This is a genomic window from Notoacmeibacter marinus (genome assembly GCF_002238045.1).
Classification (GTDB): domain Bacteria; phylum Pseudomonadota; class Alphaproteobacteria; order Rhizobiales; family Rhizobiaceae; genus Notoacmeibacter; species Notoacmeibacter marinus.
In genome coordinates this window covers 361,813-387,536 of record NZ_NBYO01000002.1, presented here as the reverse complement: position 1 = coordinate 387,536, position 25,724 = coordinate 361,813, and the positions used below count along the sequence as shown (strand labels likewise).

Annotated in this window: 28 protein-coding genes; 19 read left to right on the top strand and 9 right to left on the bottom strand. The window is 60.2% G+C overall.

What is annotated here, in order from left to right:
* The first annotated feature begins 46 nt into the window (after nucleotides 1–46).
* The 7 genes from B7H23_RS09990 to B7H23_RS09960 all read left to right on the top strand — a co-directional run bounded on the left by B7H23_RS09990 (nucleotide 47) and on the right by B7H23_RS09960 (nucleotide 7,570).
* Nucleotides 47–1,588 carry an ABC transporter ATP-binding protein gene (locus B7H23_RS09990; protein ID WP_094077718.1) on the top strand — a complete coding sequence of 514 codons (1,542 nt, stop codon included), beginning with the start codon at nucleotides 47–49 and terminating at the stop codon, nucleotides 1,586–1,588.
* Nucleotides 1,585–2,757 (top strand): ABC transporter permease, encoded by a 1,173-nt coding sequence (locus tag B7H23_RS09985; protein ID WP_094077272.1) that lies wholly within the window; start codon nucleotides 1,585–1,587, stop codon nucleotides 2,755–2,757. Before B7H23_RS09990 ends, B7H23_RS09985 begins: the two co-directional genes overlap by 4 nt.
* Nucleotides 2,750–3,676 (top strand): ABC transporter permease, encoded by a 927-nt coding sequence (locus B7H23_RS09980; RefSeq protein WP_094077271.1) that lies wholly within the window; start codon nucleotides 2,750–2,752, stop codon nucleotides 3,674–3,676. Before B7H23_RS09985 ends, B7H23_RS09980 begins: the two co-directional genes overlap by 8 nt.
* Nucleotides 3,677–3,715: 39 nt before the next feature.
* A complete protein-coding gene (locus B7H23_RS09975; RefSeq protein WP_094077270.1) occupies nucleotides 3,716–4,795 on the top strand; it encodes a BMP family ABC transporter substrate-binding protein in 1,080 nt (359 codons plus the stop codon).
* Between the two features lie 127 nt (nucleotides 4,796–4,922).
* Complete coding sequence (thiD, locus tag B7H23_RS09970) at nucleotides 4,923–5,765, top strand: bifunctional hydroxymethylpyrimidine kinase/phosphomethylpyrimidine kinase (RefSeq protein ID WP_206608889.1); 843 nt, start codon at nucleotides 4,923–4,925, stop codon at nucleotides 5,763–5,765.
* Between the two features lie 11 nt (nucleotides 5,766–5,776).
* Entirely contained in the window at nucleotides 5,777–6,685 is a 909-nt protein-coding gene (locus B7H23_RS09965; protein WP_206608888.1) for a Crp/Fnr family transcriptional regulator, read from the top strand.
* A gap of 114 nt (nucleotides 6,686–6,799) precedes the next feature.
* Nucleotides 6,800–7,570 (top strand): enoyl-CoA hydratase, encoded by a 771-nt coding sequence (locus B7H23_RS09960; RefSeq protein WP_094077269.1) that lies wholly within the window; start codon nucleotides 6,800–6,802, stop codon nucleotides 7,568–7,570.
* 70 nt (nucleotides 7,571–7,640) lie between these two features.
* Here the strand turns inward: B7H23_RS09960 and B7H23_RS09955 are convergent, their stop codons facing one another.
* Together B7H23_RS09955 and B7H23_RS09950 are read right to left on the bottom strand one after the other, a co-directional pair.
* Nucleotides 7,641–7,994 carry an ArsR/SmtB family transcription factor gene (locus tag B7H23_RS09955; protein WP_094077268.1) on the bottom strand — a complete coding sequence of 118 codons (354 nt, stop codon included), beginning with the start codon at nucleotides 7,992–7,994 and terminating at the stop codon, nucleotides 7,641–7,643.
* A 69-nt stretch (nucleotides 7,995–8,063) separates the two neighbouring features.
* Nucleotides 8,064–9,125 (bottom strand): MBL fold metallo-hydrolase, encoded by a 1,062-nt coding sequence (locus B7H23_RS09950; RefSeq protein ID WP_240535048.1) that lies wholly within the window; start codon nucleotides 9,123–9,125, stop codon nucleotides 8,064–8,066.
* Nucleotides 9,126–9,525: 400 nt separating this feature from the next.
* On the opposite strand from B7H23_RS09950, the gene B7H23_RS09945 reads away from it, so the two are divergent.
* The 5 genes from B7H23_RS09945 (at nucleotide 9,526) to B7H23_RS09925 (ending at nucleotide 13,615) form a co-directional block, all read left to right on the top strand.
* Nucleotides 9,526–11,061 (top strand): HWE histidine kinase domain-containing protein, encoded by a 1,536-nt coding sequence (locus B7H23_RS09945; protein WP_094077267.1) that lies wholly within the window; start codon nucleotides 9,526–9,528, stop codon nucleotides 11,059–11,061.
* A gap of 126 nt (nucleotides 11,062–11,187) precedes the next feature.
* A complete protein-coding gene (locus tag B7H23_RS09940; protein ID WP_094077266.1) occupies nucleotides 11,188–12,321 on the top strand; it encodes a PRC-barrel domain-containing protein in 1,134 nt (377 codons plus the stop codon).
* Nucleotides 12,322–12,366: 45 nt separating this feature from the next.
* Nucleotides 12,367–12,780: an ElaB/YgaM/YqjD family protein gene (locus B7H23_RS09935; protein WP_143534756.1), complete on the top strand. Its 414-nt coding sequence runs from the start codon at nucleotides 12,367–12,369 to the stop codon at nucleotides 12,778–12,780.
* A 7-nt stretch (nucleotides 12,781–12,787) separates the two neighbouring features.
* Complete coding sequence (locus B7H23_RS09930; protein ID WP_094077264.1) at nucleotides 12,788–13,225, top strand: hypothetical protein; 438 nt, start codon at nucleotides 12,788–12,790, stop codon at nucleotides 13,223–13,225.
* 108 nt (nucleotides 13,226–13,333) lie between these two features.
* Nucleotides 13,334–13,615 (top strand): hypothetical protein, encoded by a 282-nt coding sequence (locus B7H23_RS09925; protein WP_143534755.1) that lies wholly within the window; start codon nucleotides 13,334–13,336, stop codon nucleotides 13,613–13,615.
* A gap of 82 nt (nucleotides 13,616–13,697) precedes the next feature.
* Here B7H23_RS09925 and B7H23_RS09920 read toward each other — a convergent pair whose 3' ends face one another.
* The 3 genes from B7H23_RS09920 to B7H23_RS16045 form a co-directional block, all read right to left on the bottom strand.
* Entirely contained in the window at nucleotides 13,698–14,639 is a 942-nt protein-coding gene (locus B7H23_RS09920) for a diacylglycerol/lipid kinase family protein (RefSeq protein ID WP_158215811.1), read from the bottom strand.
* Between the two features lie 92 nt (nucleotides 14,640–14,731).
* Entirely contained in the window at nucleotides 14,732–15,328 is a 597-nt protein-coding gene (locus tag B7H23_RS09915) for an RNA polymerase sigma factor (protein WP_094077261.1), read from the bottom strand.
* A complete protein-coding gene (locus tag B7H23_RS16045; RefSeq protein WP_158215810.1) occupies nucleotides 15,318–15,494 on the bottom strand; it encodes a NepR family anti-sigma factor in 177 nt (58 codons plus the stop codon). The genes B7H23_RS09915 and B7H23_RS16045 overlap by 11 nt, the downstream gene beginning before the upstream one ends.
* 159 nt (nucleotides 15,495–15,653) lie before the next feature.
* Between B7H23_RS16045 and B7H23_RS09905 the strand changes: the two genes are divergently transcribed.
* Both B7H23_RS09905 and B7H23_RS09900 read left to right on the top strand, forming a co-directional pair.
* Nucleotides 15,654–16,451, top strand: a complete 798-nt coding sequence (locus B7H23_RS09905) for a response regulator (protein WP_094077260.1) — start codon at nucleotides 15,654–15,656, stop codon at nucleotides 16,449–16,451.
* 738 nt (nucleotides 16,452–17,189) lie between these two features.
* On the top strand, nucleotides 17,190–17,525 hold the full coding sequence (locus tag B7H23_RS09900) for a hypothetical protein (protein ID WP_114390811.1): 336 nt from the start codon (nucleotides 17,190–17,192) through the stop codon (nucleotides 17,523–17,525).
* Nucleotides 17,526–17,712: 187 nt separating this feature from the next.
* On the opposite strand, the gene irrA is transcribed toward B7H23_RS09900, so the two are convergent.
* A complete protein-coding gene (irrA, locus tag B7H23_RS09895) occupies nucleotides 17,713–18,162 on the bottom strand; it encodes an iron response transcriptional regulator IrrA (RefSeq protein WP_094077258.1) in 450 nt (149 codons plus the stop codon).
* Nucleotides 18,163–18,394: 232 nt separating this feature from the next.
* Nucleotides 18,395–19,345: an alpha/beta fold hydrolase gene (locus B7H23_RS09890; protein ID WP_094077713.1), complete on the bottom strand. Its 951-nt coding sequence runs from the start codon at nucleotides 19,343–19,345 to the stop codon at nucleotides 18,395–18,397.
* 95 nt (nucleotides 19,346–19,440) lie between these two features.
* Here B7H23_RS09890 and B7H23_RS09885 point away from each other — a divergent pair, with 95 nt between their 5' ends.
* From B7H23_RS09885 to tam, 5 genes are all read left to right on the top strand, one after another.
* The gene (locus B7H23_RS09885) at nucleotides 19,441–21,054 is read left to right on the top strand and encodes an MATE family efflux transporter (RefSeq protein WP_094077257.1); all 1,614 of its coding nucleotides are present in this window, start codon (nucleotides 19,441–19,443) and stop codon (nucleotides 21,052–21,054) included.
* Nucleotides 21,027–22,676: an energy-dependent translational throttle protein EttA gene (gene ettA / locus B7H23_RS09880; protein WP_094077256.1), complete on the top strand. Its 1,650-nt coding sequence runs from the start codon at nucleotides 21,027–21,029 to the stop codon at nucleotides 22,674–22,676. Before B7H23_RS09885 ends, ettA begins: the two co-directional genes overlap by 28 nt.
* 63 nt (nucleotides 22,677–22,739) lie before the next feature.
* Nucleotides 22,740–23,243, top strand: a complete 504-nt coding sequence (locus B7H23_RS15900; protein ID WP_143534754.1) for a hypothetical protein — start codon at nucleotides 22,740–22,742, stop codon at nucleotides 23,241–23,243.
* Nucleotides 23,244–23,246: 3 nt separating this feature from the next.
* Entirely contained in the window at nucleotides 23,247–23,924 is a 678-nt protein-coding gene (locus B7H23_RS09875; protein WP_094077255.1) for an SDR family oxidoreductase, read from the top strand.
* A gap of 10 nt (nucleotides 23,925–23,934) precedes the next feature.
* Nucleotides 23,935–24,702 (top strand): trans-aconitate 2-methyltransferase, encoded by a 768-nt coding sequence (gene tam, locus B7H23_RS09870; protein WP_094077254.1) that lies wholly within the window; start codon nucleotides 23,935–23,937, stop codon nucleotides 24,700–24,702.
* Nucleotides 24,703–24,777: 75 nt separating this feature from the next.
* On the opposite strand, the gene B7H23_RS09865 is transcribed toward tam, so the two are convergent.
* A complete protein-coding gene (locus B7H23_RS09865; RefSeq protein WP_420814476.1) occupies nucleotides 24,778–25,164 on the bottom strand; it encodes a DUF2293 domain-containing protein in 387 nt (128 codons plus the stop codon).
* Complete coding sequence (gene tsaA, locus B7H23_RS09860; protein ID WP_094077252.1) at nucleotides 25,164–25,658, bottom strand: tRNA (N6-threonylcarbamoyladenosine(37)-N6)-methyltransferase TrmO; 495 nt, start codon at nucleotides 25,656–25,658, stop codon at nucleotides 25,164–25,166. Before tsaA ends, B7H23_RS09865 begins: the two co-directional genes overlap by 1 nt.
* Nucleotides 25,659–25,724: the final 66 nt, after the last annotated feature.

Here is a 25,724-nt window from a genome sequence, read left to right as displayed (position 1 = left end):
GAAGCGAACGGTCTTGCATTCGAACGGGAATGACCACCAAACCGCCATGCTCTCTGTCGAAGGGCTGACCAAACGCTTCGGCACACTCGTCGCCAACGATGCGGTCGACCTTGTCATCACGCCCGGTGAAATTCATGCGCTTCTCGGCGAGAACGGCGCTGGCAAATCCACCTTCGTCAAAATGCTGTTCGGCTCCCTCCGACCGGATGCCGGCATCATCCGCTGGGAGGGCCAGCCGGTTTCGATCCACACGCCAGCCGAGGCCCGGGCTCTCGGCATCGGCATGGTGTTCCAGCATTTTTCGCTCTTCGAAGCGTTGACGGCGGGCGAAAACATTGCGCTCGCCTTCGAGGGCGGCGGTACCGGCCACGGCGCTATCGGGCAAAAGGCGCGGGAGGTCTCGGAAACCTATGGCCTGCCGATCGATCCGGACGCGCTTGTCGGCGAGCTTTCGGTGGGCGAGCGGCAGAGAATCGAAATCGTTCGCTGCCTGATGCAGGATCCAAAGCTCATCATTCTGGACGAACCGACTTCGGTTCTGACGCCACAGGAGGCAGAAAAGCTGTTCGAGACGCTGGAGCGGCTGAAGGGCGAGGGGCGCAGCGTTCTCTATATTAGTCACCGGTTGGACGAGGTGCGCCGGCTGTGTGATCGGGCGACCGTCCTTCGCCATGGCAAGGTCGTGACCCATTGCACGCCGAGCGAAGAAACCGCATCCAGCCTCGCCGCGATGATGGTCGGCGAGGAGGTCGAAGGGTTTTCGCGCACCGCCTCGTCCAATCATGCGTCCGCCCGGGCCGTGCTCCGGTTGAACGGGTTGAGCCTGCCGGCAGCGTCACCCTTTGCGGTGCCGCTGAAAAATGTCGATCTGACTGTGCCAGCCGGTATGGTTATTGGCATTGCCGGGGTCGCCGGCAATGGACAGGGCGAACTTTTCGAGGCGGTCTCGGGCGAGGTTCTCCAAAACGATGCAGGCATGGTTGCGATCGACGGAACCGATGCCGGTCAGATGGATATCGAGGGGCGCCGCGCTCTTGGGGCAGCGTTCGTGCCGGAAGAGCGGCTCGGCCACGGCGCTGCGCCAGCCATGCCTCTCACGGACAATCTTTTCCTGTCGCGTCACGGCACCGATAGCGGCAGCTTCACCGGCACGCTCGGTAATATTCTGAAGGGCAAGCTGAAGACAGTGGCCGCTCACATCTCCGCCACCATGGATGTGCGTAAGGGGGCACCGGACCCGCACGCCTCCGCGCTTTCAGGCGGTAATCTGCAAAAATTTCTCGTCGGCCGCGAACTGGATCGTGAACCGCTTCTAATAGTCGTCAACCAACCGACCTGGGGCGTCGATGCTGGCGCTGCCGCACGAATACGGGGCGCGCTTGCAGAGGTGGCGCGACGAGGCGGGGCGGTGCTGGCGATCAGCCAGGACCTCGACGAACTATTCGAGATCGCCGATGCCATCGCCGTCATGCATCATGGACGCATGTCCAAACCGATCCCGATCGAAGACGCCACGCGAGAGAAAATCGGCCTTTTGATGGGCGGCGCCGATCCGGATCACACCGAATTGGACGAGGTGCAGATATAATGATCGCGCTGGATAAACGTCCAAATCCGTCTGCCCTTTACGCTACACTGTCGCCGTTCATTGCGCTGGCGCTGACCCTGATTGCCGGAGTGATCCTGTTCCTGGCGATCGGGAAAAGCCCCGCCGCCGCGCTCTATGCCTATTTCATCGAGCCGCTGACAGAGGGTTGGTCGCTCCACGAACTGGCGGTCAAGGCAACGCCGCTGATCCTGATCGGCGCGGGCCTCTGCATCGCGTTTCTATCGGGTAACTGGAATATCGGCGCGGAAGGCCAACTCGTCATGGGAGCGATTGCCGGGGCTCTGGTGCCGGTCCTGATGCCGGAATTCCGCAACATTCTTACCCTGCCGCTGATGCTATGTCTCGGCATGTTGGGCGGCGCCCTATGGGCGTCGGTTCCGGGCCTTCTCAAGGCAAAGTTCGGCACGAGCGAAATTCTGACCAGCCTGATGCTGGTCTATGTGGCGCAACTCTTTTTGGACTGGCTGGTGCGAGGGCCCTGGCGCGATCCCGCCGGTTATAATTTTCCGCAGACGGTGCGCTTTTCGCCCGAAGCGACAATGCCCGCGATCGACTATGCGTCGGGGCGCGCCCATTGGGGCTTCGGAATCGCGATCATCGTCGCGCTGGCGCTCTGGTATATGCTGGCGCGCACGCGCCGCGGCTTTTCCTTGCGGGTAACCGGGCAGAGCCCGCGCGCGGCGCGGTTCGGCGGGTTTTCACCGGGCCGGACGACCATGTTCGCCTTCCTTCTGTCCGGCGCGCTTGCTGGCCTTGCAGGTATCATCGAGGTGTCCGGCGCCATTGGGCAATTACGCCCGACCATCTCACCGGGCTACGGCTTCACCGCCATCATCGTGGCGTTTCTCGGCCGCCTGAACCCTGCCGGCGCCATTCTCGCCGGACTGGTTCTGGCACTCTCCTATCTCGGCGGAGAGGCAGCGCAGATCACCCTCGGCGTCTCCGACAAGATCGCACGGGTGTTCCAGGGCATGATTCTCTTCTTCGTGCTGGGTTGCGACACGCTTATCAATTACCGCATCCGGCTAAAGGGCGCGTCGGTGAGTGGGACGGCGGCCGTGACGCCGGCCGCCACGGTCGGTCCGGAGCAAAAGCGCGACATCGATGCGGCAGCCGGAGCAGTGCCGGAGGCGGGACGCCATGCTTGAAGCCATCCTGATCTCCATCGCCACCGCCGCGACGCCGCTCTTTCTGGCAGCCATCGGCGAACTCGTCTCCGAACGCGCCGGCGTTCTGAATCTCGGTGTCGAGGGCATGATGGCGATGGGCGCCGTCACAGGGTTCGGCATCGGGCTTGCGACAGGATCGCCGCTCATCGGAGCGCTGGCGGCGGTGATCGTCGGGGCCGTCTTCTCGCTGCTCTTTGCGTTTCTGACGCTGACGCTGGCCTCCAATCAGGTCGCGACAGGCCTGGCGCTGACGCTGCTCGGACTCGGCGTATCGGGCCAGATCGGCGAAGCCTATGTCGGCCAACCGGGCGTGCGTATGGGGCCGGTTTTTCTCGGGCTCGATCCGATCTTCTGGTTCTCACTCGTCCTGCTGGTCGTGGTGGCGTGGTTCCTGTTCCACACCAAGCCGGGCCTGAAGGTACGCGCGGTCGGCGACAGCCATGTCTCGGCTCACGCCCTCGGCGTGCCCGTTATCGCTATCCGCTATGCGGCGGTTGCCTTCGGTGGTGCATGTGCCGGCCTTGCCGGCGCATATCTCAGCCTTGTCTATACGCCGCAATGGGTGGAGGCGATGACCGCCGGACGCGGTTGGATCGCGCTAGCGCTCGTCGTCTTCGCCTCCTGGCGGCCCGTTCGCGTGCTGGTTGGAGCCTGGCTGTTCGGTGCAATTACCATCGGTCAGCTTCAGATACAGGCGATGAGCCTTTCGACTATCGCCGGGTTCGCCGCGCCGCTCGACAGCATTGTCGGTGCGCTCAAATCCGTGCCAAGCCAGTTTCTTTCGTCTCTTCCCTATCTTGCCACTGTCGTCGTTCTAGTGCTGATCTCCAGGAACCGCCGCCTGGCGCTGGTTAATACACCTGCTTGCCTTGGTCAGCCCTTTGTCCCGGACCGCTAGGTCCAGCCCTATCCGCAATCCAGAGAAAGGTCCGAACTCATGAAACGACTTACAACGCTTCTTGCGGCGTCCGCCGCGATGGTCTTCGCCTCAGCCGGCGGCGCATCCGCCCAGATGGACAAGGTGAAAGCCTGCTTCATCTATGTCGGCCCGGTCGGCGATTTCGGCTGGTCTTACCAGCACGATCAGGGCCGCAAGCAGGTCGAGGAAGAACTCGGCGACAAGGTCGAGACGGCCTTTCTGGAAAGCGTGCCGGAAGGCGCCGATGCAGAGCGCGCGATCGAACGCTTCGCACGGTCCGGCTGCAATATCATCTTCACGACCTCATTCGGCTATATGGACGCGACCAATGCCGTCGCAGGCCGCTTTCCGGACGTGAAGTTCGAACATGCGACGGGCTACAAGCGCGAGCATGACAATGTCTCGACCTATAATTCGAAGTTCTACGAAGGCCGCTACGTTCAGGGCGTGATCGCCGGACAGCTGACCGAGAGCAACACGATCGGCTACATCGCCTCCTTCCCGATCCCCGAAGTCGTGCGCGGCATCAACTCCTTCTATATCGGTGCGCAGAGCGTCAATCCCGACGTGAAGGTCAATGTGGTCTGGGCCAACACCTGGTTCGATCCGGGCAAGGAAGCCGATGCCGCCAAGGCGCTGATCGACCAGGGTGCCGACATCATTACCCAGCACACCGATTCCACGGCGCCGATGCAGGTTGCAGCCGAGCGGGGCATCAAGGCGTTCGGTCAGGCCTCCGACATGATCAATTTCGGTCCGGAAACGCAGTTGACGTCGATCATCGACGATTGGGGCCCGTATTATGTGGAGCGGATCAAAGCGCTGCTCGACGGCAATTACGAACAGTCGGATACCTGGCACGGCTTTGCCGAAGGCAATGTTCGCATGGCGCCCTATACGAACATGTCTGACGATGTGAAGGCCGATGCGGAAGAGGCGGAAAAGAAGATCACCAGCGACGAGTTGGAGCCGTTCAGCGGACCGCTCAAGAAGAAGGACGGCTCGGACTTCCTCGCCGAGGGTGAACGGGCCGATGATGGCGCCCTTCTCGGCATGAACTTCTATGTCGAAGGGATCGAAGGCGACCTGCCGAACTGATAGAGTTCTCCAAGAGTATCGAGAGAGCCGCCGGATTTTGTCCGGCGGCTCTTTCCGTGCAGAAAACCGCCCGCTTGCGGCGTATGTTAAAACTGCTAAATTAATATAGGTTACGAAAGGGCCGATATTGACCGGACCGACACATACCGCCTTGACCATCGCCGGATCGGATTCTGGTGGCGGCGCAGGTATTCAGGCTGATTTGAAGACGTTCAGCGCGCTCGGTGTCTATGGCGCGTCCGCCATTACCGCGATCACTGCCCAAAACACGCGCGCGGTCACGGCGGTCCGGACTCTCGATCCGGAGATCGTCGTTGCGCAGATCGAAGCGGTCCTGTCGGATATTGACGTCCACGCCATAAAGATCGGGATGCTGGGAACGAGCGAACTGACCCGCGCGGTCGCTCGCGCGATCGCCGGGTATGATGGGCCGATCGTGCTCGATCCCGTCATGGTCGCCAAGTCTGGCGATCGTCTGCTCGATGAGGATGCCGTCGCCGCTTTACGCGAACATCTTCTGCCGCGCGCAACGATTTTGACGCCTAATCTGCCGGAAGCGGCGGCCTTGACGGATGGTAGCGAAGCCACCGAACAAGATATGATGGAAAAGCAGGGTAGAGCGCTTCTGGCTTATGGCTGTCAGTCCGTTCTCGTCAAAGGCGGGCATGGAACCGGGCCGACCTGTACCGATCTTCTAATCGACGCCGGTGGCAGCGAGGCCTTCGTATCGAAACGGCTGGACACCGCGAATACTCATGGAACCGGCTGCACGTTCTCATCAGCTATAGCTGCTGAAATGGCCAAGGGCGCCGCGCCGCGGCGGGCCGTGGCCACCGCTCATAGCTGGCTGGTCCGCGCGATCGAAGGGGCCGACACGCTCACAATCGGTCACGGTCATGGGCCTGTTCACCATTTCATCGATTTATGGAATAGTTCGCGCATCGGACCGGGACGACCGATAAAAATATGAGGGGAATGGATATGTCGGCCCAGGTCGATGGCGGCAAAGATGCCGATGCGTGCAACGAGGATATCGCCCTCGCCGGGGTTGGACCCTACCTTCTGAATGGTCGTGACCACGGACAGTTGACGGAAGACGAAACCGAAATCCTGTCAGGGCGGATTCTGGAAGAACGTATGGTGCCGGCGCGCCAAACGCTGGTGCGCAACGGCGACACGCTGGATTTTTCGATGCTTTGCGTCGAAGGCATCATTTCGCGGTTTCTCGATGACGCCAGCGGTCGTCGCCAGCTTCTGTCCATCCATTTCGCCGGCGATTTTCTCGATCTGCACGCCTATCCGCTGAAATCGCTCGATCATGATGTCGGCACGCTCACCGATGTGCGGGTGGCGCTGATGCGGCACACCGATCTGGAAGCCTTGCAGCACGAACATCCTTCGATCATGCGCAAGCTGTGGTTCGCGACGCTTCTGGATGCGGCGCTCCATCGCAAATGGGTCTGGCGTCTCGGGCGGCTCCGGGCAGTATCACGCGTCGCACACTTCTTTTGCGAGTGCCATGCGCGCCTGACGGGCGTCGGCCTCTCCAAAGGCAACTCCTTCGATCTGGGGCTGACACAGGCGGACCTTGCCGATGTCTCGGGGCTGACCGTCGTTCACACCAACCGCGTGCTCCGGGAGCTTCGCGAGCGCGGCCTCGCCACATTCCGCGACAGCACCGTCGATATCGATGATCTGAGCGCCCTCTGGAAGCTCGGCCAATTCGACCCGGCCTATCTCTATCTCAGCGAGGAAGCCTTGAAACGTGTCTGGGGCCAAGGCGAAGGCGACCCCCTTACCAGCCGCTCCAATGTCGGCTTTTCCGACCGGAGCGGTCTCGATCCGGCCGGGTTCGACAAGCGTGCGAACGATTCGCGTCGAGACGTTTAGACAAACCCTTGCAACGATTGACGCTTAATGAAGCTTTGTTTCGGCCTTGCGGCCAATGCACGATCGATTAACGATGAAGTTCAAATCTGACGAACAAAAGGGAGTTCCAGTCTTATGGCAGTGGTCGAGACCCGGACGGACGGGGAAGTCGGTATAATCACGGTCAATCGGCCGGAGGCGCTGAACGCGGTCAATGACGAGGTGATCGACGGATTGGTCGAGGCGGTCGAGACATTCGACGCCGACGACAGGATCGGCGCCATGATCATCACAGGCGGAGGCGAGAAAGCCTTCATCGCCGGGGCCGACATCAAGGCCATGTCCGAACGCAGCTACATGGACATGTTCAAGGACAACAAGATGGGAGAACTGTCGCGCCTGACCCGGGTGCGCAAACCGATCATCGCCGCTGTCAATGGATTCGCTCTCGGCGGTGGCTGCGAGATCGCCATGATGTGCGACTTCATCATCGCTTCCGAGAAAGCCAAGTTCGGCCAGCCGGAAATCCGGCTCGGCGTCATTCCGGGCTGGGGTGGCACGCAGCGTCTGACGCGCGCCATCGGCAAGGCCAAAGCAATGGATCTGGTTCTGACCGGGCGTATGATGGACGCCGAGGAAGCCGAGCGCTCCGGCCTGGTTTCGCGGGTCGTGCCCGCTGGCAGCCTGATGGAAACGGCGTTGGAGGCGGCCCGGACGATTGCCGGCTTCAGCGCCCCGGCCGTCATGATCGCGAAGGAAGCAGTCGATCGGGCCATGGAAACGACATTGGCGGAGGGGCTCCTCTTCGAACAGCGGCTCTTCTATTCGCTTTTTGCGACCGAGGATCAGAAAGAGGGTATGGCCGCCTTCATCGAAAAGCGTCAGCCGAGCTTCAAGAACAAGTGAAACGAATGACAGTAGGCGGTCTTGTGTCGCCTGCTGTCGCCCTGCCGTGGTCTGAAAACCGAGGCTGCTACTACGCCGCCCCCAGCGCGGTGTTGTCTTCGCAGAACATGTTGTAGATGAGCTCGATCAAAGTCGACGTCTGCGGGTCGGCAATCGAATAGTAGATCATTCTTCCATCGCGGCGCGTATCCACCAGATCGTCGGCGCGCAATCGCGCCAATTGCTGGCTGACAGCCGCCTGAGGCATATTGAGGATCGTTTCGAGTTCCGAAACGGACTTCTCACCCTGCGACAGAATACACAGAATGATAAGGCGCGATTCATGCGAGAGCGCCTTGAGAAAGTCCGCCGCACGCCTCGCGTTTTTCAAGTAATCGGACTGCACATCCGCCGGTGTATCTGCACTCAGTTTGGGAAGGGGCATAGGGCAACCGTATCAGGGCACATAAAGTAAGGAACTATACCGGCACTCTTCGAAAGGTGCCAGTCACTGTCAGGATGCTTTCCATGTTTCCCCGGGTCGCGGCGCCACAAAACGCTTCGGATCGATGTCGCGGGCCTGCAGGGCTTCGGCAAGCAGGGCAGGAGGTTCATCGATCGGCTCGCCCGTCAGTTTGAACGTTCCCCAATGATAAGCGATGGCGTTCTCGGCTTCGAGATCACCAAAAGCGGCCACCGCTTCTTCCGGGTCCTGATGGGAGTAAGACATGAACCAGCGCGGATCATAGGCGCCGATGGGTAGCAGGGCGAGCCGGAACGGACCGGCTCCATCACGCGCCGCGCGGAAGTGGCTGCCATCGGCATAACCGGTATCCCCGGCGAAGTAGATATTGCCAGCCGGCGTCCGCAGCGAGAACGCGGCCCATAACGCCATTCGCCGGTCTCTTACGCCGCGCGCCGACCAGTGATGCGCCTGATGAAGCCGAATGGCGACGTCAGGCGATACGTCCGTTTCGTCGCCCCAATCGAAAGCGGAAACATCGATATCCGTGGCGAATGCGCGCAGGATGGTGTCATTGCCGAGCGGTACAATGAATCGGGGACGGTCACGCGCGACCAGACGTTTGATCGTGGTTTCGTCCATGTGATCGTAGTGATTGTGCGAGAGCAGAACCACATCGATCTTGGGCAGATCGTCAAATGCGATTCCCGGATCGTTCACCCGCTTCGGGCCAGTATATGAAATCGGCGAAGCCCGCTCGGACAAGACCGGGTCAGTCAGGATGTTCAACCCGGCGAGCTGGATCAGGAACGTGGCATGACCGACGAACGATACGCGCAGGTCCCTGCCGCCCACTCGGGGAGGTGGGCGATCCTTTTCACCGGATGGAAAAGACTGTGGCCACTCCGCGCTTTCATTGGTCAGTCGCATCTGGATGAAATCGATCAGGTTCGTCCGCATCGGGCTTCCCGGATTGAAGAAGCGCTCGCCGTCGAAATGGTCGGATTGTGGACCGTCATAATAAGGGTTGGGCCGCGCTGCGCCCCACCCGAAGGCGCCGGCCAGCACCGCTCCTGCTCCAGCCAGGAGAACCTTTCGTCTGGTCGATCTCACGCAACTTCCATTCGTGCTCGTGTCTCTTTGCGCAGCGAAATAGGACATGTCGGCCATCCGGCGAACGAATTGCAGAACGGCCACAGGGGAATCTGCAAGGCAGGCGGCTTTTCCGCGACGGGTTTGCCCCGGATGTGAGGAGGAATAATTGTCGAACAACGCGTCAGAAGCAAAGCGACTGGGCAAATGGCAACGGAACGATTTTCGCATCCGTACATTGCAGCCTAGTGTTTCATGAAAGGACACGTTCGGCTTGCCTTTATCACGACTCCAGCCGCACCGCTCTTCGGCGGTCATTGCGGTTCGTTCGGTTCGCGGTCTGCGCCGATAGCCTGGTCCTTTCATTCGAAGGCGAGTGAAACATTGGGCCGCCGCCGGCCCAAAGGAGTACAGCGTAGTCATGCAACCCTTGTCAGCGCGGGTGATCGATCGCTTGAACGACACGATGCGGCTCGATGTTGTCAGCCGCCGCACCCCCGCAATTCGCAACGATGATTCCGATCTGGCCGCCCTTTGCGAGGCGGCCGCACTGGCGCTGAATACCTGTTACGGCTTCTTCTCGTTCATTCACGCCGATCATCAAAGGTTGGTCGGCTGCTACGGCATGGACTGCCAGAATGTGCCGATCGAGCAGTCCATCTTCGTGCATGGGATGGGTGACGATGAGATCGGGCCCCTTATCATTCCCGACCTTGCGAAGGACCACCGCTTCCAGGACAGTCCATTGCTCAACCGTACGCTCAATCTGCGGTTCTACGCCGGTTTTCCGGTTTTGATCGAAGGCGAACTGGTGGGAACGCTGTGCGTCGCAGACCGTGCACCGCGAGAGGAGCAGCCCCATCGCATCGGGGCGATCATGGAGCGACTTTCGCAGGTTGCGAGCGCCCTGATCGCCAGCAAGGAAGCGGAGTTGCGTGCCGCACAGATGACGCTCAATCTGGTGCGTAGCCAGCGTCGCCACGATCTGGCGCTGCGCGCAGCTCGGGTTGCGACCTGGACCTGGAACCGGGAGACCAACACGGTGGAAGCGGATCGGCTGTTTCGCCGCATGCTGGATGTCGGCGAAGACACTGACCTAGCCATCGCAGATGTTGAAACTGCGATGAAGCCTGCGCATCGGAGCGCGTTGATTAAATCCATCGCCAACAGCCTGGACGACGACAGAGAATTCTCCGTCGAAGCGCCCTTGCTGAACGAGCGAACGGTCAGCCTTTTCGGTCGGGTTCTGGATCTGCCCGATCAGGCCCCGAATCAACAGATCGTTTACGGTGTTGCCATCGACGTAACCGATCGGCAATTGGCCGATGAAAAACGGCGTCAGCTCCTGCGTGAACTAAATCACCGGGTGCGCAACACGCTGGCCATGCTGCAGAGCCTCGCCGGACAGACCATGCGCAGGTCCGCCAGCGCCGAAGAGTTCAACGCCGCATTTTCGGGGCGGCTTCAGGCGCTGTCCAACGCCCATCACCTTCTGACGGAGCAGGATTGGGACGCGGTCGAGGTCCATGAACTGTTGCACCAACAGATGGATCCACTCCTCGGCGAGAAACGGCACAGGGTCGCCATTTCCGGCAATTCAGCCACGATCGGTGCGGAAGAGTCCGTTGGCCTCGCCCTGATCGTTCATGAACTGACCACGAATGCTCTGCGTCACGGGGCGCTCGCCGACGGTGAGGGCTCGGTCGCCGTTCAGACAGATATCGTTCGGCGGCCCGACCACGAAGAAGCCGAGACGATCTGCATCGATTGGCGCGAAAGTAGCGCGGCAGTGGCTTGCCTGGAAGAGACCGGCTTTGGACTGCTCCTCATCAAGCGTAGTCTGGACAAGGTAATCGGCGCGACCGTTGATGTTGAGCAGACGCCAGCCGGGGTCCACGCACATATCGCGATGCCGCTGAACAGGCCGCACCGCGCCGGTGGAATTTATTCTGGTTGAAATCGTTCTGCCTTGGAACCTTGAATTGGGTCTTACGTTATCAGGGCAACGGTCGATTATTCCATATTCAAAACCGAAGGGGCGGATCGCATGCCCCGACGACCGCATTGAAATTAGGAGGTATTTATGCTTCGCAAGATGTTTGCAACCACCGCTATTGCCGCGCTCATGACCGCTCCGGTGATGGCTCAGGACGCTACCGAACAGGACAAGGCCAAGGAGATGGAGGCCTCTTCCACGACGACGATGGAAGCGTCTTCCGACTCCATGAGCTCCGACATCAATGAAGAAGACATGCTTGCCTCGACCTTCATTGGCAAGACTGTCTACACATCCACGAATGACGATGCCGAAGCCATTGGCGATGTGGAGGATGTTGTTCTGGACAAGAGCGGCAAAGTCGACGCCGTCGTCGTATCGGTTGGCGGCTTCCTTGGTATCGGTGACAAATCAGTCGCGCTACCGTTCGATCGCCTCAGCATGGAGATGAAAGACGGGGAGCAGTGGATCGTCTCCGACGCTACAAGCGAAGAGCTGAATCAGATGGCCGAGTTCGATGCCGATATGCTGGCGCCGGAACAGCCGGAAGCAGCAATGACCGAAGCCGAAGGCGAGGCCGCTGAAGGTGCGGAAGAAGCTGAGCCGATGGCTGAGGAAGCCGGTCAGGAAACTGAGCAGGCTGCTGAGACCGCGGCGATGGAAACCGAGCAGGCTGCCGAGACTGCCGCAACCGAGACTGAGCAGGCTGCCGATGCGACGGCGAACGAAGCCGAGCAGGAAACCGAAGAGGCGGCTGCCGAAGTCGAGCAGGAGGGTGAGCAAATGGCCGAGCAGGGCCAGGATGCGACCGTCCCGGTTGTTCCCGCCGATGGCGAGCCTGCAGCAACCGAACAGCAGGCCATGGCTGAGCAGCCAAGCCTTCGTGAAAGCATGCAGCCGGCCGACATGGAATCGGTGTCCGTCGAGCAGTTGATCGGCACGACGGTCTATGGCCAGAGTGAGGAAAATCTCGGCGAAATCGGCGATGTGATCCTTGGCGATGACAAGTCCATCGAAGCCTACATCATCGACGTCGGTGGCTTCCTGGGTATTGGCGAAAAGCCGGTCGCCATTTCTCCCGATGCAATCGAATTGATGAAGCAGGCCGAGTCGGACGACTATGCGATCTTCACCAAGTTCACCGAGGAGCAGCTCGACCAGCAGGCCGAATATTCGCAGGAAGAATATGAAGCCAATCCCGACAGCGTCGTTCTGAAGTAAGTTCGGTTTCGACCAAACAATGTGGATTGGGAGAGCCGGCCATTCGTGGCCGGCTCTTTCCTTGCTATCAAAGAGAATGGCGGGAACCCCAGCGCTCGCCTCTCCGTTCACCAATGGGAAAAAAAGAAGGAGACTGTTTCCATGGCCAACACGACTGGCGGCTCGACCTCATCGACCACCAAGAAGCCCGCACACGCGCCCGCGACGACTGGCGATGTCGAAAAAGAAATTGCGCAGCTTCGCGCCGACGTCGCTTCACTGACTGAGACGCTGAAATCGGTTGGTGCTGCAACGGCTCGTGACCTGCAGGGCCGTGCATACGGCAAACGTGACGAGATTTCCGATCAATTGCGGGTCAAAGAAGAAGAGATCAAAGAGCGGGTTCGGGAAAACCCGTTGCAGGCTCTCGGCATTGCGGCGGGTGTCGGCTTTCTCGTTGGTGTGATCTGGCGGAGCTGACCGGCCCATGGGATCTTTCCTTGCTCTTCTCGCCAGCCTTTCGACCGAAGAGCTCAGTGTTCGCCTCGACCGTGCGAAGCGGCTTGGCGTTGCTTATGCAATTGCCGGTGTCCTGGGACTTCTGGCTCTGGCGTCGTTCCTGACAGCGGCCATTGTTTACATCGGGCAGATATACGGCCCGGTAACAGCGGCACTCGCCATTGCAGGGGCGTTGATCGTTCTGGCCCTTATCGTGGTCCTTACCGCTTCGCTGATGAACGCGTCCGCTCGCCGACGGCGCAAGGCCCAGCGCGCTGCGCGTCAGTCGGCGATGGTGGGGGCAGCCGTTCCGCTCGTGCCGGTCATCGTCAAGTCACGTATTCTATTGGGGCTGACCGCTGCTGCGGGTAGCGCTTTTCTTGCTGCGCGCTATTTCGAAATGGGACCGTTCCGCCGGGATCGTTAAGCATCCCGGTGGCGGAGAGATTATTGGTTATTGAGGATTATGATGTCTGAAAAGATGACACCGACCGAAGCACGTCAGGGTCGACGAGGACGTCCGATACTGATTGTCATGGTTATCAGTATCGCGCTGGCTCTTGTCGCATGGTTTTTCGTGGGAATCTACGGAGAAACGATCTCTCCGGACGATGGCAGCCCGGTCGCCTCCGAGAACGCCAATGTTTCCGATGATAACGATCTGAAAGACCAGACGCTTGACGACAAGCCGCCGTCACCAACCATCGAAGAGCCCGCTATTGCACCGGATGCGGCTACCGATGGCGAGACGCTGGAAACGGCGCCTGGCGGAACAACGGGTCAGTTGGAACCGGCGGAAAGCCGCGAACAGAACTGAGCCACTTAATATACTGGCAGAAATCATGGGGGCGCGGTGACGAAACCGCGCCCTTTTTTTCGTCAGTTAGAAGAGATCGATCTCAGGCAGCGGTAGCGCTACCCTTGTCGCTGGCATCGGCTGCTTCGCTCTGCGGGCAAAAAATCGCCCTGAGTTCGCCCGGATGGATGGTCACCACGGTCGGGTTGTTCGGTTCCAGCAATTCACCGTCGAGTGAAGCGCTCACATGATGGAGCTTGCCCTTGAAACGCAGCTTGACCCTATCCCCGGCCTCTTCCCGGAAATCCTGATTGCGCTTCCAGGAACCGAACAGCAGATCCTTCGTCAGCCGTATCGACCCGAACGTACTGAGCGGGCGGCTCCAATAGATACCGAGCTGTCCCGTCGTCAGCTTGTCCGCATAGGGCATGTGCCCTTCGCCATATGGATTGTTGGTCACGGTAATCACCGCAAAGCGGCCCTGCCTGATCCGGCGGCCGTCCACCGTCAGTTCCCCGCGGAACCAGGTCGGATGGAAAAAGACAGCCAGCGCGGCGCGCGTCGAAGCGATGATCTTTCCGATCCTGGAATTGTATTCGATCTCGCTTCGCTTGGCGACGATACGTGGCTGAAGGCCAACGGAAAACTGATGAACGAAGGTTTTGCCGTCCATATCCGCAATATCGCTCGGACGGATGTTCATCTGAGCGAGCGCCGTGGCCGCTTCGTTGATATCGAGAGGAAGGCCAAGCGACCGCGCGAACAAATTCATCGTGCCAGCGGGCAGAACGCCTAAAACTCGCCCCTGGTGCCAGGCGATGCCAGCAGCAGCCGAAACGGTTCCATCCCCGCCGCCCACCACCATAACCTCGCACTCATCCGCCGCGCTTTGCAGGGCCTCGGTAATTTCGGCCCCGCGAACCCGCCGGACCTCGATCTCATGGCCCTGCTTTTCGAACGCGCGACGCAGATGGTCCGAGAATGCGTCAAGATCGGTGGTTCGCAACGTACCGCCATCGACATTGAGCACCGCAATCGTCTTCATCTGGCAACCCTCGCAATCTGACGCCTGATCGCAAACGGGACAGCTTCGAAAAGCCATCCCGTTCGAGACCTGACCGTATTATCTGGCTTCGCTTAGTGAATGAAAGCCCGGGATGTCACTGCCGCATTGCCGGCGTCCGGCCCGTAATCCCCTTCGCCGGCGACGCCTAGCATCTCCTGAAGGCGTGTTCGCGCGCGGCTGACACGGCTCTTTATCGTGCCCACCGCGCAGCCACAGATTTCCGCCGCCTCTTCGTAAGCGAAGCCGGAAGCGCCAATCAGGATGATTGCTTCGCGCTGATCGGCGGGCAACTGGTCCAGAGCTTTGCGGAAATCCTTCAGATCCAGTGAACCATACTGCTCCGGATGGGTCGAAAGGCTCTCGGTATAGGTGCCTTCGCTATCCTGAATTTCGCGACCGCGCTTGCGCATCTGGCTGTAGAATTCATTGCGCAGGATCGTGAAAAGCCAGGCCTTGATATTCGTTCCGGCCTCGAAGCTTTCCTGCTTGGCCCAAGCCTTCATGATGGTTTCCTGAACCAGGTCGTCGGCCTTGTCGTGCCGACCGATCAGCGAAATCGCAAAGGCTCTGAGACTGGGAAGCGTGGCGAGCAAGTCGCGCTTGAAGGCGGAACTTTCCGAAACGGATTCCTCAGCGCCGGTCTTGTTCTTTGCCTTATCAGTGGTCATCGGACGTACTCCGAGACGCCTGCTCCGCTTGATCCAATTTCTCCAGAAGATCCAGGAATTTGTCTGGAATCGCTTCTTCTTGCACGGCTTCGTAGAGTGAGCGCAGTTTCTGTGAAATATCGCTGTTCTGCTCCGTTGGAGCCGGCTCTTTCATTTGCAAAAACATCCCTATCCCTTGTTACAGACCGGCGGCTGCCATACTTGCAGTCCGCGGCCCCTCCGGCATTGCCACTAAATGATGCGGAGGTCGAAAAGTTCCAGCCCGGCAGGGAACAATTCGGGGTGCTGTCGCGTTATGGCCGGCTCGTAGGGGAGTTTTAAAAGAATGTCTTTGTCCACACGCATTGCGGCTCATTTACCGCTGTTGCGCCGTTACGCCCGCGCCTTGACCGGATCGCAGGCATCAGGGGACGCCTATGTGGCAGCGGTCCTCGAAGCGCTTATTGAAGACGTGTCCATGTTTCCGGATGCCAGCGGCGACCGTGTCGCCGTTTATAAATTGTTCGCCAAACTTTTCAGCCAGATCAATGTGGAGATCGAGCCGCGTACATCGTCTCCCTTCGCCTGGGAGCAGAAGGCCGCCGCGAACCTTGCCAATGTCCCGCCCTTGCCGCGTCAGGCCTTTCTCCTGACCTCGGTGGAAAATTTCTCAATTCGCGAGACGGCGGAGATTTTGGAGAAGGGCGTGGAGGAAGTGAACACGCTTCTCGCCCAGGCGTCTGAAGAAATCAGCCGCCAGGTCGCAACCTCGATCATGATTATCGAGGACGAACCGCTGATCGCGATGGATATCGAGCAATTGGTCAGCGATCTCGGTCATCAGGTGACAGGGATTGCGCGAACCCACACAGAAGCAGTCAAGCTGTTCGAAGAGACAGGTCCGAAAATGGTTCTAGCCGATATTCAGCTGGCCGACGGATCGTCCGGTATCGATGCAGTCAATGAAATTCTGACGACGGCGGATGTGCCGGTCATCTTCATTACGGCGTTTCCGGAACGGCTTTTGACGGGCGAGCGGCCCGAACCGGCGTTTCTCGTGACCAAGCCATTCAATCCGGCCATGGTAAAGGCGCTGATCAGCCAGGCGCTGTTTTTCAACGACCGGGTCAGCCACGCCGCCTGAGTGGACTGCAAAATCGAGCGACAACATCTTAAATCCGGTGCGGCGACGCACCGGATTTTTCGTTCAGCCGAGACCCGCGTTCAAAAGGCGGTTCGCGCCCGGCCTCATCGGGTTCCTATGAGGTCTGATAGGCGTAGCCACATGTCGGTTCCTGACCGCATGCGCCCAGGGCCCAAATAAAAACCGGCCCCGCCGGGGATGGCGGAGCCGGTTTAACTCTCCTCGTGAGGGGAACGAAGGAGATCGCCGAGAGGGCCATTGGGGTGCGGGGATGTGGGGGCTGGCCGTCCCGGTCTGCTTTCGAAACGGGCCGGACGCCGATTGGTTGCATGGCGATTTCACTTTTTTCAGATTTTTATTTTCTGGTTCAGATGCCAGAGGTTCAGATGTCATTTGCGTCAGTCACGAGAACCGACGTCTCCATCTCTATGACTTCACTCAGTCCGTTTCCCGCAGCGATACCATCGCCGTACCCAACACGATCTGCGCAGCTCTACGTCGACTGCGTTCACCAGAGACGACGTAGCGATCACTTTTTCGTGAGGCGCTATCAAAGTCGGAACGTATTATTGACTGTTGTGAAATGACCACAGAGCCCACATCTGCGAGCTTTTCATGGAAATCTGTACGGCCTCCCATTCTTCACGCGTCGCGTCATCGGTTTCTTTAACCGAAAAGAAACGCTTTTAGGCCGGGAACCGATCTGCCTACTCTCCGTTGATGGGGCAAGGAGAGACGATGATGGAACAACTTGCAGCTATTATGCTTCTGATTTCTTGCTCGGATGACATGGCCATCTGTAATGAGGTCGAAGCACCCCAGGCCGCCTATGCAAATCAGCAGATGTGCGAAGCGCAGATTGGCAATGCCATTCGCGATAACGCTTCAGCGGCGCCGCTGGTTCTTGGGAAATGCGTGACCGTCAATGTCGATGAACTTCAGGAAGATGCCTGGATTACTTGGGACATCAACCCTGCTGGCGAACTCGTCGCATCCGTCGAATTCGACGATGACATCGAGATGGCCTCGACATCGCGATATGCACAAGCCGACACGTCTCTCATCACCAACTGATTTCATCATCCATCGTCTTCCGGCGTCCTCCAGCGCCGGTTGATCCAAAAAAACACCGCCAACGTCCCTTGGCGGTGTTTTTTTATGATCGGACGTTTCGCAATGTTGTGCTCATCGGCAATCCGGATGAACACGAAGCATCGATGCTATTAAAAGAAGGCCAGAGGCCCCAAAGCCCGTCTGATGCTTATTTGCGGCGAAGGCGGATTACGACATCGACATGAGCGATCTCGTAACCTTCCGGCGGGGTCGGCAGCCGCCCGAGTTCCATAGAGCCTTCGGGAATGTCGAATAGTTGCGCACCGCCCTCAACCAGAAAGTGGTGGTGGTCCGAGGTGTCCGTATCGAAATAGGTTTTGTTCGTCTCAATGGACAGCACACGCAAGAGACCTGCTTCGGTAAACTGGTGCAGCGTATTGTAGACTGTCGCCAACGAGACCGAGACGCCTTCGCCCAGCGCTTCGGCGTGGATCTCTTCCGCCGTCACGTGGCGATTGCCGCGCGTGAACAGAAGCGTCGCCAAGTGCATGCGTTGACGTGTCGGACGCAAACCATTCGCCCGCATGCGGTCGCGAAGGCGCGAGGCCCAACAGGGCGATCCCGATTGATGGAGCTGTTGGGCTGAAATCGCTGTCATTCTCTGCACAGGGATGCGTTGATGGTGCGTCTATCCAGTTTATATCTCGCCATTCCGAACCGGAAAATCAAGTCCTGCGGATCCAGAGCGTCGAGTGATCGACGCCGTTTCAGTGGCATCTGCCGAATGGGTGCCCAGCCTCCGGCAGGTCAGCCGATCATGGCTGAAACTAACGGCGAAATGTGACAGTTTTCATTGCGCTCGCCCGCGACCGAGGCAATGGAATGTTCGCCTATCGGTTCGTCTTGCGTTCGGTGCTCACGGCGCGGAACCACTCGATCAGTTCGGCCATCACCGCCTTTCGGTCGATTTCGTTGAGTGTTTCGTGGCGATGGTTTTCATCGATCCGTAACGTCACGTCGGTCATTCCCCGCTTTTCCATGCGGGCGTATAGTTCGCGTGTGGCCGTCGCCCCGCGGGTTGCGGGATCCTGCCCCCCGCCGATCAGGAGAACGGGCAGGTTTGCCGGCAGACGCTTCAGCCTCTCATCGTCGGCGCCGCCTTCGACGAAACGGAACAGATCGCGCCACATGGAGACCGTCGGAAGCCAGCCGCAGTCCGGATCGGCGATAAAGGCGTCGACCTGAGCGTGATCGCGCGAGAGCCAGTCGGCCTCGGTGCGGCTCTCGCCGACCTGTCTGTTCCAGGCATCGAAGGTAAGGCGTTTCATGATGGTCGCCTCGGCATCGGACCCTTTGCGGAACCGCTCCCAGGCAAGAAGCGCCCTTGCCGCCGCCACCAGCGGGCCGGCGCGGAAATCCGAATTGGCGACGACAAGGCCGGCCAGATCGTCCGGGTGATCCATGGCATGGTTGAGTGCGATAAGCCCGCCCATGGAGTGGCCGAACACGATGATTGGCTTACCGGAGTGGCGGGCGGCTGCCTCAGCGCGCACAGATGCAAGGTCGTCCAGAACTTTGCGCGCGCCTCCTTCTTGCGCGAAGGTCCGCGGCGCCGCATCCGGCGCTCTTGTTCGGCCGTGGCCGCGGTGGTCGTGCGCATAGGCGGCGATGCCGGCATCGGCGGCCGCCTGCATGAAGGGGGCGTAGCGCGCGGCGTGCTCCGACAGGCCATGGCTGATGACAAGCACCGCCCTTTCATCGCCGTCCGGTGTGGCGCTGTAGAGCTGCAGTTCCGCTCCGGTTGGCGAGGCAAGCGTTTCCTGTTTCAGCGCGGTCTGCATCGTGCGGCCCTCCCATGAAGGGCGACATTCATCCGGAATCGCGCCGAAGGTCAAACCCGATGCGCGATTGCGGCCCTGGCCACCGCCGGCGTTGAATGCCGGAGGCGCTGCGCTACTTCGCAGCGGTGACCACAAAACATCCCACGACATCGACCGAACCTGAAAACGACGCTGCCCGAGCCGACAGGCGCGACCTGACGCGCGCGCCCATGCCTGCCGTTCTTTTCCGCATGGCCTGGCCGATGGTGATCGGCATCGTCGCGACCATGAGCACGGCGCTGGCCGACGCCTATTTTCTCGGCCGGATCGGCACCGAAGAACTGGCTGCGATCTCATTCTCCTTTCCCGTCGTCCTGACGCTGATGAGCCTTTCCATCGGCCTTGGCGCTGGGACGGCCTCGGTGGTCAGCCGGGCCATCGGGAATGGCGACCAGGCGCGCGTGCGGCGTGTCTCGACCGATGCGCTGACACTCATCATGCTGGTCAGCATCGCTCTTGCCGCGATCGGCTATCTGCTGATCGATCCCGTCTTCCGCCTGCTGGGCGCATCGGGACGAACGCTCGATCTGGTCGGCGATTACATGAGCATCTTCTTCCTCGGCTTTCCGCTGCTGGCGTTGATGATGGGGACGAGCAATCTGCTGCGCGCCTCCGGCGATGCTTTCACCGTCGGAGCGGTGATGGTCGGCGCGGCCGTCATCAATGTGGTGCTCGATCCGATCCTGATTTTCGGTTGGGGGCCCGTGCCGGCTTATGGTGTCGAAGGCGCGGCCTGGGCCTCGCTGATCGGGCGGCTCGTGGCCGGTGCGATCATGCTGGCGCTGGTGGTGTTCCGCGACCGGCTCATCAGCTTCCGCCCGCCGCCCGTGAGACGACTTGCTGCGAGCTGGACCGAGGTCGGCAAGGTGGCGCTTCCGGCCGCTCTTGGCAATGCGGTCAACCCGTTCTGCATCTCCATCGTGACGGCTATCGTCGCCGCCTATGGCGATGCCGCCGTCGCCGCGTTCGGCACGGCGACGCGGATCGAAAGTTTCGTATCGGTGCCCATGCTGGCGCTGTCCGCCGCCATAGGCCCCATCGCTGGGCAGAATTACGGGCGCCAGCAATATGACCGAGTCTTCGCGGCGCATCGCCAGAGCTATTTCTTCAGCGCCGCGTGGAGCCTTGGCGTCGCCGTGCTGCTCTTCGTCTTCGCCGAGCCGCTGATGACGCTCTTCTCTGACGATGCCGAAGTCGTCGATACGGGCGCTCTCTATCTGACGATCGTGCCGATCACGCTGGCGGGCTACGGCATCACCGTCGTGGCATCCGGCGGCTTCAATGCAATCGATCGCGCGGTGACGGGGCTCGGCTTCTACCTTCTGCGCTCGGCGCTGCTTTATGTGCCGCTCGCCTATCTCGCCTCGCTCTTTCTGCCGCGATGGGGCCTGTTCGGCGGAATCGCGCTGGCCAACATTCTGGCTGGCGTTGCGATTGCGGCCCTCTCGCTATGGCTTCTCAAAGCGAGCCTTTCCGGCGGCAAGGACCGAAGCTTTACAGACGCCGGGCGGGTAGGGCGCTGCGGCGGCCCGTCCTCAGATTGGCTGCGGGGGATGGTGTATCCGCGTTGCAGCCAACGCGCCGAACGTCTATGTGAGGCGCAATTCCATTTTCCCTCGCAAAGACAGGACACGTCCGCCCCATGGCACGACAGTTCATCTATCACATGAGCGGCCTTTCGAAGGCCTATGGCGCTAAGAAGGTGCTGGAGAACATCCATCTTTCCTTCTACCCGGACGCCAAGATCGGCATTCTGGGGCCGAACGGCGCCGGCAAGTCCACCGTGCTGCGCGTCATGGCCGGGCTCGACACCGAATATACCGGCGAAGCGTGGGTCGCCGAGGGGGCGACGGTGGGTTACCTGCCGCAGGAGCCGCAGCTCGACGAGATGCTCGACGTCAGGGGCAACGTCATGGCCGGCGTTGCCGACAAGCAGGCAATCCTCGACCGCTATAACGAGTTGATGATGAACTATTCCGACGAGACGGCGGAAGAGGGCGCGAAACTCCAGGACCTGATCGACAGCCAGAACCTCTGGGATCTCGACAGCCAGGTCGAGATGGCGATGGACGCGCTGCGTTGCCCGCCCGGCGATTGGCCGGTGGATCAACTCTCCGGCGGCGAGAAGCGCCGCGTGGCGCTGTGCCAGCTTCTGTTGCGCCAGCCCGATCTTCTGCTGCTGGACGAGCCGACCAACCATCTGGACGCCGAGACCATTGCGTGGCTCGAAAAGCATCTGCGCGAATATCCGGGCGCTGTCCTGATGATTACCCATGATCGTTACTTCCTGGACAATGTCACCGGCTGGATCCTCGAACTCGACCGCGGCCGCGGCATTCCCTACGAGGGCAACTACACCGCCTATCTGGAAGCCAAGGCCAAACGCATGGCGCAGGAGGCCCGTGAGGAGAAGGGCCGCCAGCGGGCCATCAGCAGCGAAAGCGAATGGATTTCGTCGTCGCCCAAGGCGCGGCAGGCCAAGAGCAAGGCGCGCATCAAAGCCTATGACGAGCTGGTCAAGAGCGCGGCGGATCGTCGCCCCGGCGACGCACAGATCGTCATTCCGGTGGGCGAACGGCTCGGCCAGAACGTGATCGACGCCAACGGCCTGAAAAAGGGCTATGACGACAAGCTCTTGATCGACGATCTGGAATTCAAGCTGCCGCCCGGCGGCATTGTCGGCGTGATCGGCCCGAACGGCGCCGGCAAGACCACCCTGTTTCGTATGATCACAGGGCAGGAAGAGGCCGATGGCGGCGAAATCCGCGTCGGCGAGACGGTGGACCTCTCCTATGTCGACCAGAGCCGCGATGCGCTGGATCCCAACAAGACCGTGTGGGAAGAGGTTTCCGGCGGCAATGACATCATCAAGCTCGGCAAGCACGAGGTGAACAGCCGGGCCTATTGCTCGTCCTTCAACTTCAAGGGCGGCGACCAGCAGCAGAAGGTCGGCACGCTCTCGGGCGGGCAGCGCAACCGCGTGCATATGGCCAAGCTGCTGAAAGAGGGCGGCAACGTTCTGCTGCTCGATGAGCCGACCAACGATCTGGACACCGAGACGCTGGCGGCGCTGGAAGACGCGCTGGAGAACTTCGCCGGCTGCGCGGTCATCATCAGCCATGACCGCATGTTCCTCGACCGCCTCGCCACCCATATCCTCGCCTTCGAGGGCGACAGCCATGTCGAATGGTTCGAGGGCAACTTCCAGGAATACGAGGCCGACAAGATCCGCCGCCTCGGCCCGGATTCGGTCAATCCGAAGCGGGTGACATACAAACGGCTGACGCGGTAATTTTACATTGCCCCGAATTTCTGTAAATTCGGCTAGCCGCTGAAGTCTCCCGAGGTATCAGATATGGTTTCGCTGTCGGATATACCGAAAGAATCGTACGATTATTGGGAGGAACGGCTTCGGCGTTCGGCAGAGGATATTAACGAGATTGATATTTCTGATATTTCTGACATTTCTGATAGTAATGATAAAGAAATTTCAGGTTTAATGAAGTCATCAATCGCTAAAGAGTGTCTTTTGATAGCCGATAGTATATCGAATATATCTCAATCAAAATTACAATCGGGTGAAATCAACTCACGTGAAATATTGAATCCTTTAACATTGATTGCCACTTTAATTATTAAAATTGATGATTACGCTACGTTATCATATAATTCAAATAGATATGCGGGCCTTTCTGGAGCGATTTCGAAATTGTTCAAGCTTCTTAAAAATATTCAGTCTTGGTTGTTTAACATTTTGCAGGCGGCGACTGTGTTAAAGGGCTGGAAGATTAAAGGCTCTCTCGGGAATCAAATACTGGGACTGGCTCAGGCAGAAATTGAAATTTCTTTTGGGCAATAACATTTGACCACCATTCTCATCACCGGCGTGTCGCGCGGGATCGGGCGGGCGATGGCGGAAGAGGCGCTGGCGCGCGGGCATGACGTCATCGGCACGGCGCGCAGCGATGGCGATTTCGGCGATCTGAAGGGCCGGGACGGTTTCACGCCGCTCGTGCTCGACGTCACCCACCGCGACGGGTTGGCCAGGGCTGTGGGCGCGCTCGGCCAGCCGGTCGATATTCTCATCAACAATGCCGGCATCATGGGCCCGAAGGGCTCGGCGCTGTCGCTCGACGATATGGACGGCTTCCTGCAGACGCTGCAGGTCAACGCGCTCGGCCCGCTGATGGTGACGCAGGCCTTCCTGCCTGCCCTGCGCAAGAGCGAGCGGGGCCGCGTCCTGATTGTTTCGTCGCAAATGGGAAGCATGCACTACGCCAAGGCCGACAATATCGCCTACCGTTCATCGAAGACGGCGGTGAACAAGATCGGCCAGGCGCTGGCCACCGAACTGCGCGACGACGGCATCGCCGTCGCCAATCTGCATCCGGGCTGGGTGCGGACCGATATGGGCGGCTCGTCGGCCGATATTTCGCCCGAAGAGAGCGCGAAGGGCATTCTCGATCTCGCCCAGCGGCTCACCATCGACAAGACCGGGCGGTTCTGGAACTGGGACGGCAGTGAACGCGAAAGCTGGTAGGGCATTGGCCATGGCGGACTGGTCGAGCGCGCAATATCTGCAATTCGCCGGCGAGCGGACACGCCCGGCCGCCGATCTTCTGGCGCGTATCGGCTGCGAGACGCCGCGCGCCGTCGTCGATATCGGCTGCGGGCCGGGCAATTCCACCGAACTGCTCGCCACCCGCTGGCCAAAGGCGCGCATCGCCGGCATCGATACCTCGCCCGACATGCTGAAGGCGGCGCGCGAACGCCTGCCCGACGCGACCTTCGAGCAGGTATCGGCGGAGGACTGGACGCCCGCCCCGGAGGACGACGTTCTCTTTGCGAACGCCTCGCTGCACTGGACAGCCGATCCCGTGGCAACCATTCGCCGCCTGCATGCGGCGCAGCCGAAAGGCGGCTGGATCGCCGCGCAGATGCCGGACAATGTGAACGAGCCGTCGCACCGGCTGATGGAGGAGGCGGCTGCGGCGATGCCGTTTGCCGGAAAGATCGTCGGCACGGCGCGCGATCCGCTGGCGGGGCCGGTCGTCTTTTTCGATGCATTGTACGACATCGCCGATCACATCGATCTCTGGCATACGATCTATTATCACCGCATGGCGAGCCCGGACGCTATCGTCGACTGGGTCCGTTCGACGGGGCTGAAGCCCTATCTCGACAGGCTGTCGGAGGGTGAGGCGAAGACGTTCCTAACCGAATACCGATCACAGATCGACAAGGCCTATCCGGCGATGGGCAATGGCGAGCGGCTGCTGCGCTATCCGCGCTTCTTCCTCGTCGCGCGGCGGCGCTAGAGCTTGTTGCGACATTGAATCAACGGGCTTCAGCGATGTTTCCGTTCTGCCGACTAAAGCCTTGAAAATTAACGACTAGTCGTCCCGTTCCCGGTTGCTGCTTTTGGCCTTTCTGCGGCGCTCGGGCGAGGTATCGCTCGGAAAGACATCTTCTTCGGTCAGCGCTTCGGGGTCGAGCAGACGGGTGGCGCGCCAGCGTGTCAGCACCTCGTTGATGTCGTCCGCGATGAAGTGCAGCGCGCTTTCGCGATCGTAGCCGTCGTCGCGCAACGCATCGTAATCGGTATATTGGTGCCGGATATGGGCGAGCGCGGCCAGCCAAGCGGCGGCCTCTACGGGCAGGTCCCGCATGTGCGGGCGCGACGCTTCATCGTACAGCGTTTCGACATCGGCCAGCGGCGCGGCCGGAACCAGCAAACGCAGCGCCTCGCGCAGGGCTTTCTGGCGTCCGGTCCGCGCCACTAGTCGGCGGCCTCCGGGAATGCATCGATGGAGGAGAAATAGGGTTTGAGATCGAGGAGCGGTGTGCCGTCGAGCAGGTCGATGGCGTCGATCCCGATCTGACCGGCGTCCAAGTCGATGGCGACGATCTTCACCGTGTGCAGGCCGATCGGGTTGGGCCGGACCGGCGAGCGCAGCGCGAAGGTGCCGCGCGCCGCATCGGCATGACGGGGCCGCTGGGCGATCAGATCGCGCGGCGCGCGGTCGAACCAGCTCAGAACATGGAGATACTGGCCGGTCTCCAGACCGGCGAGGGCCGGCCGGTAGGGTGCGTCGACGATGAGGGATGCGGCTTGGCCGCGTTCGCGCGCCTGGCGGAGATTCTTCGGGCAGTCCTCACGCCTGGTCCAGGGCGAGCGAACCGTGCCGATGAAGACGAGACCCGCATCGGGGGGGCTTGCCGCCGGGTCGAAGGGCAGGTGCGTTTCGCCGTCGCGCTGTTCGAATTCGGCCATGCCTATGTCCTTCGGTTGCGAAAGTCGGGGTGTCCACATAAACCTATCCTTATATGAAAGGAGGCC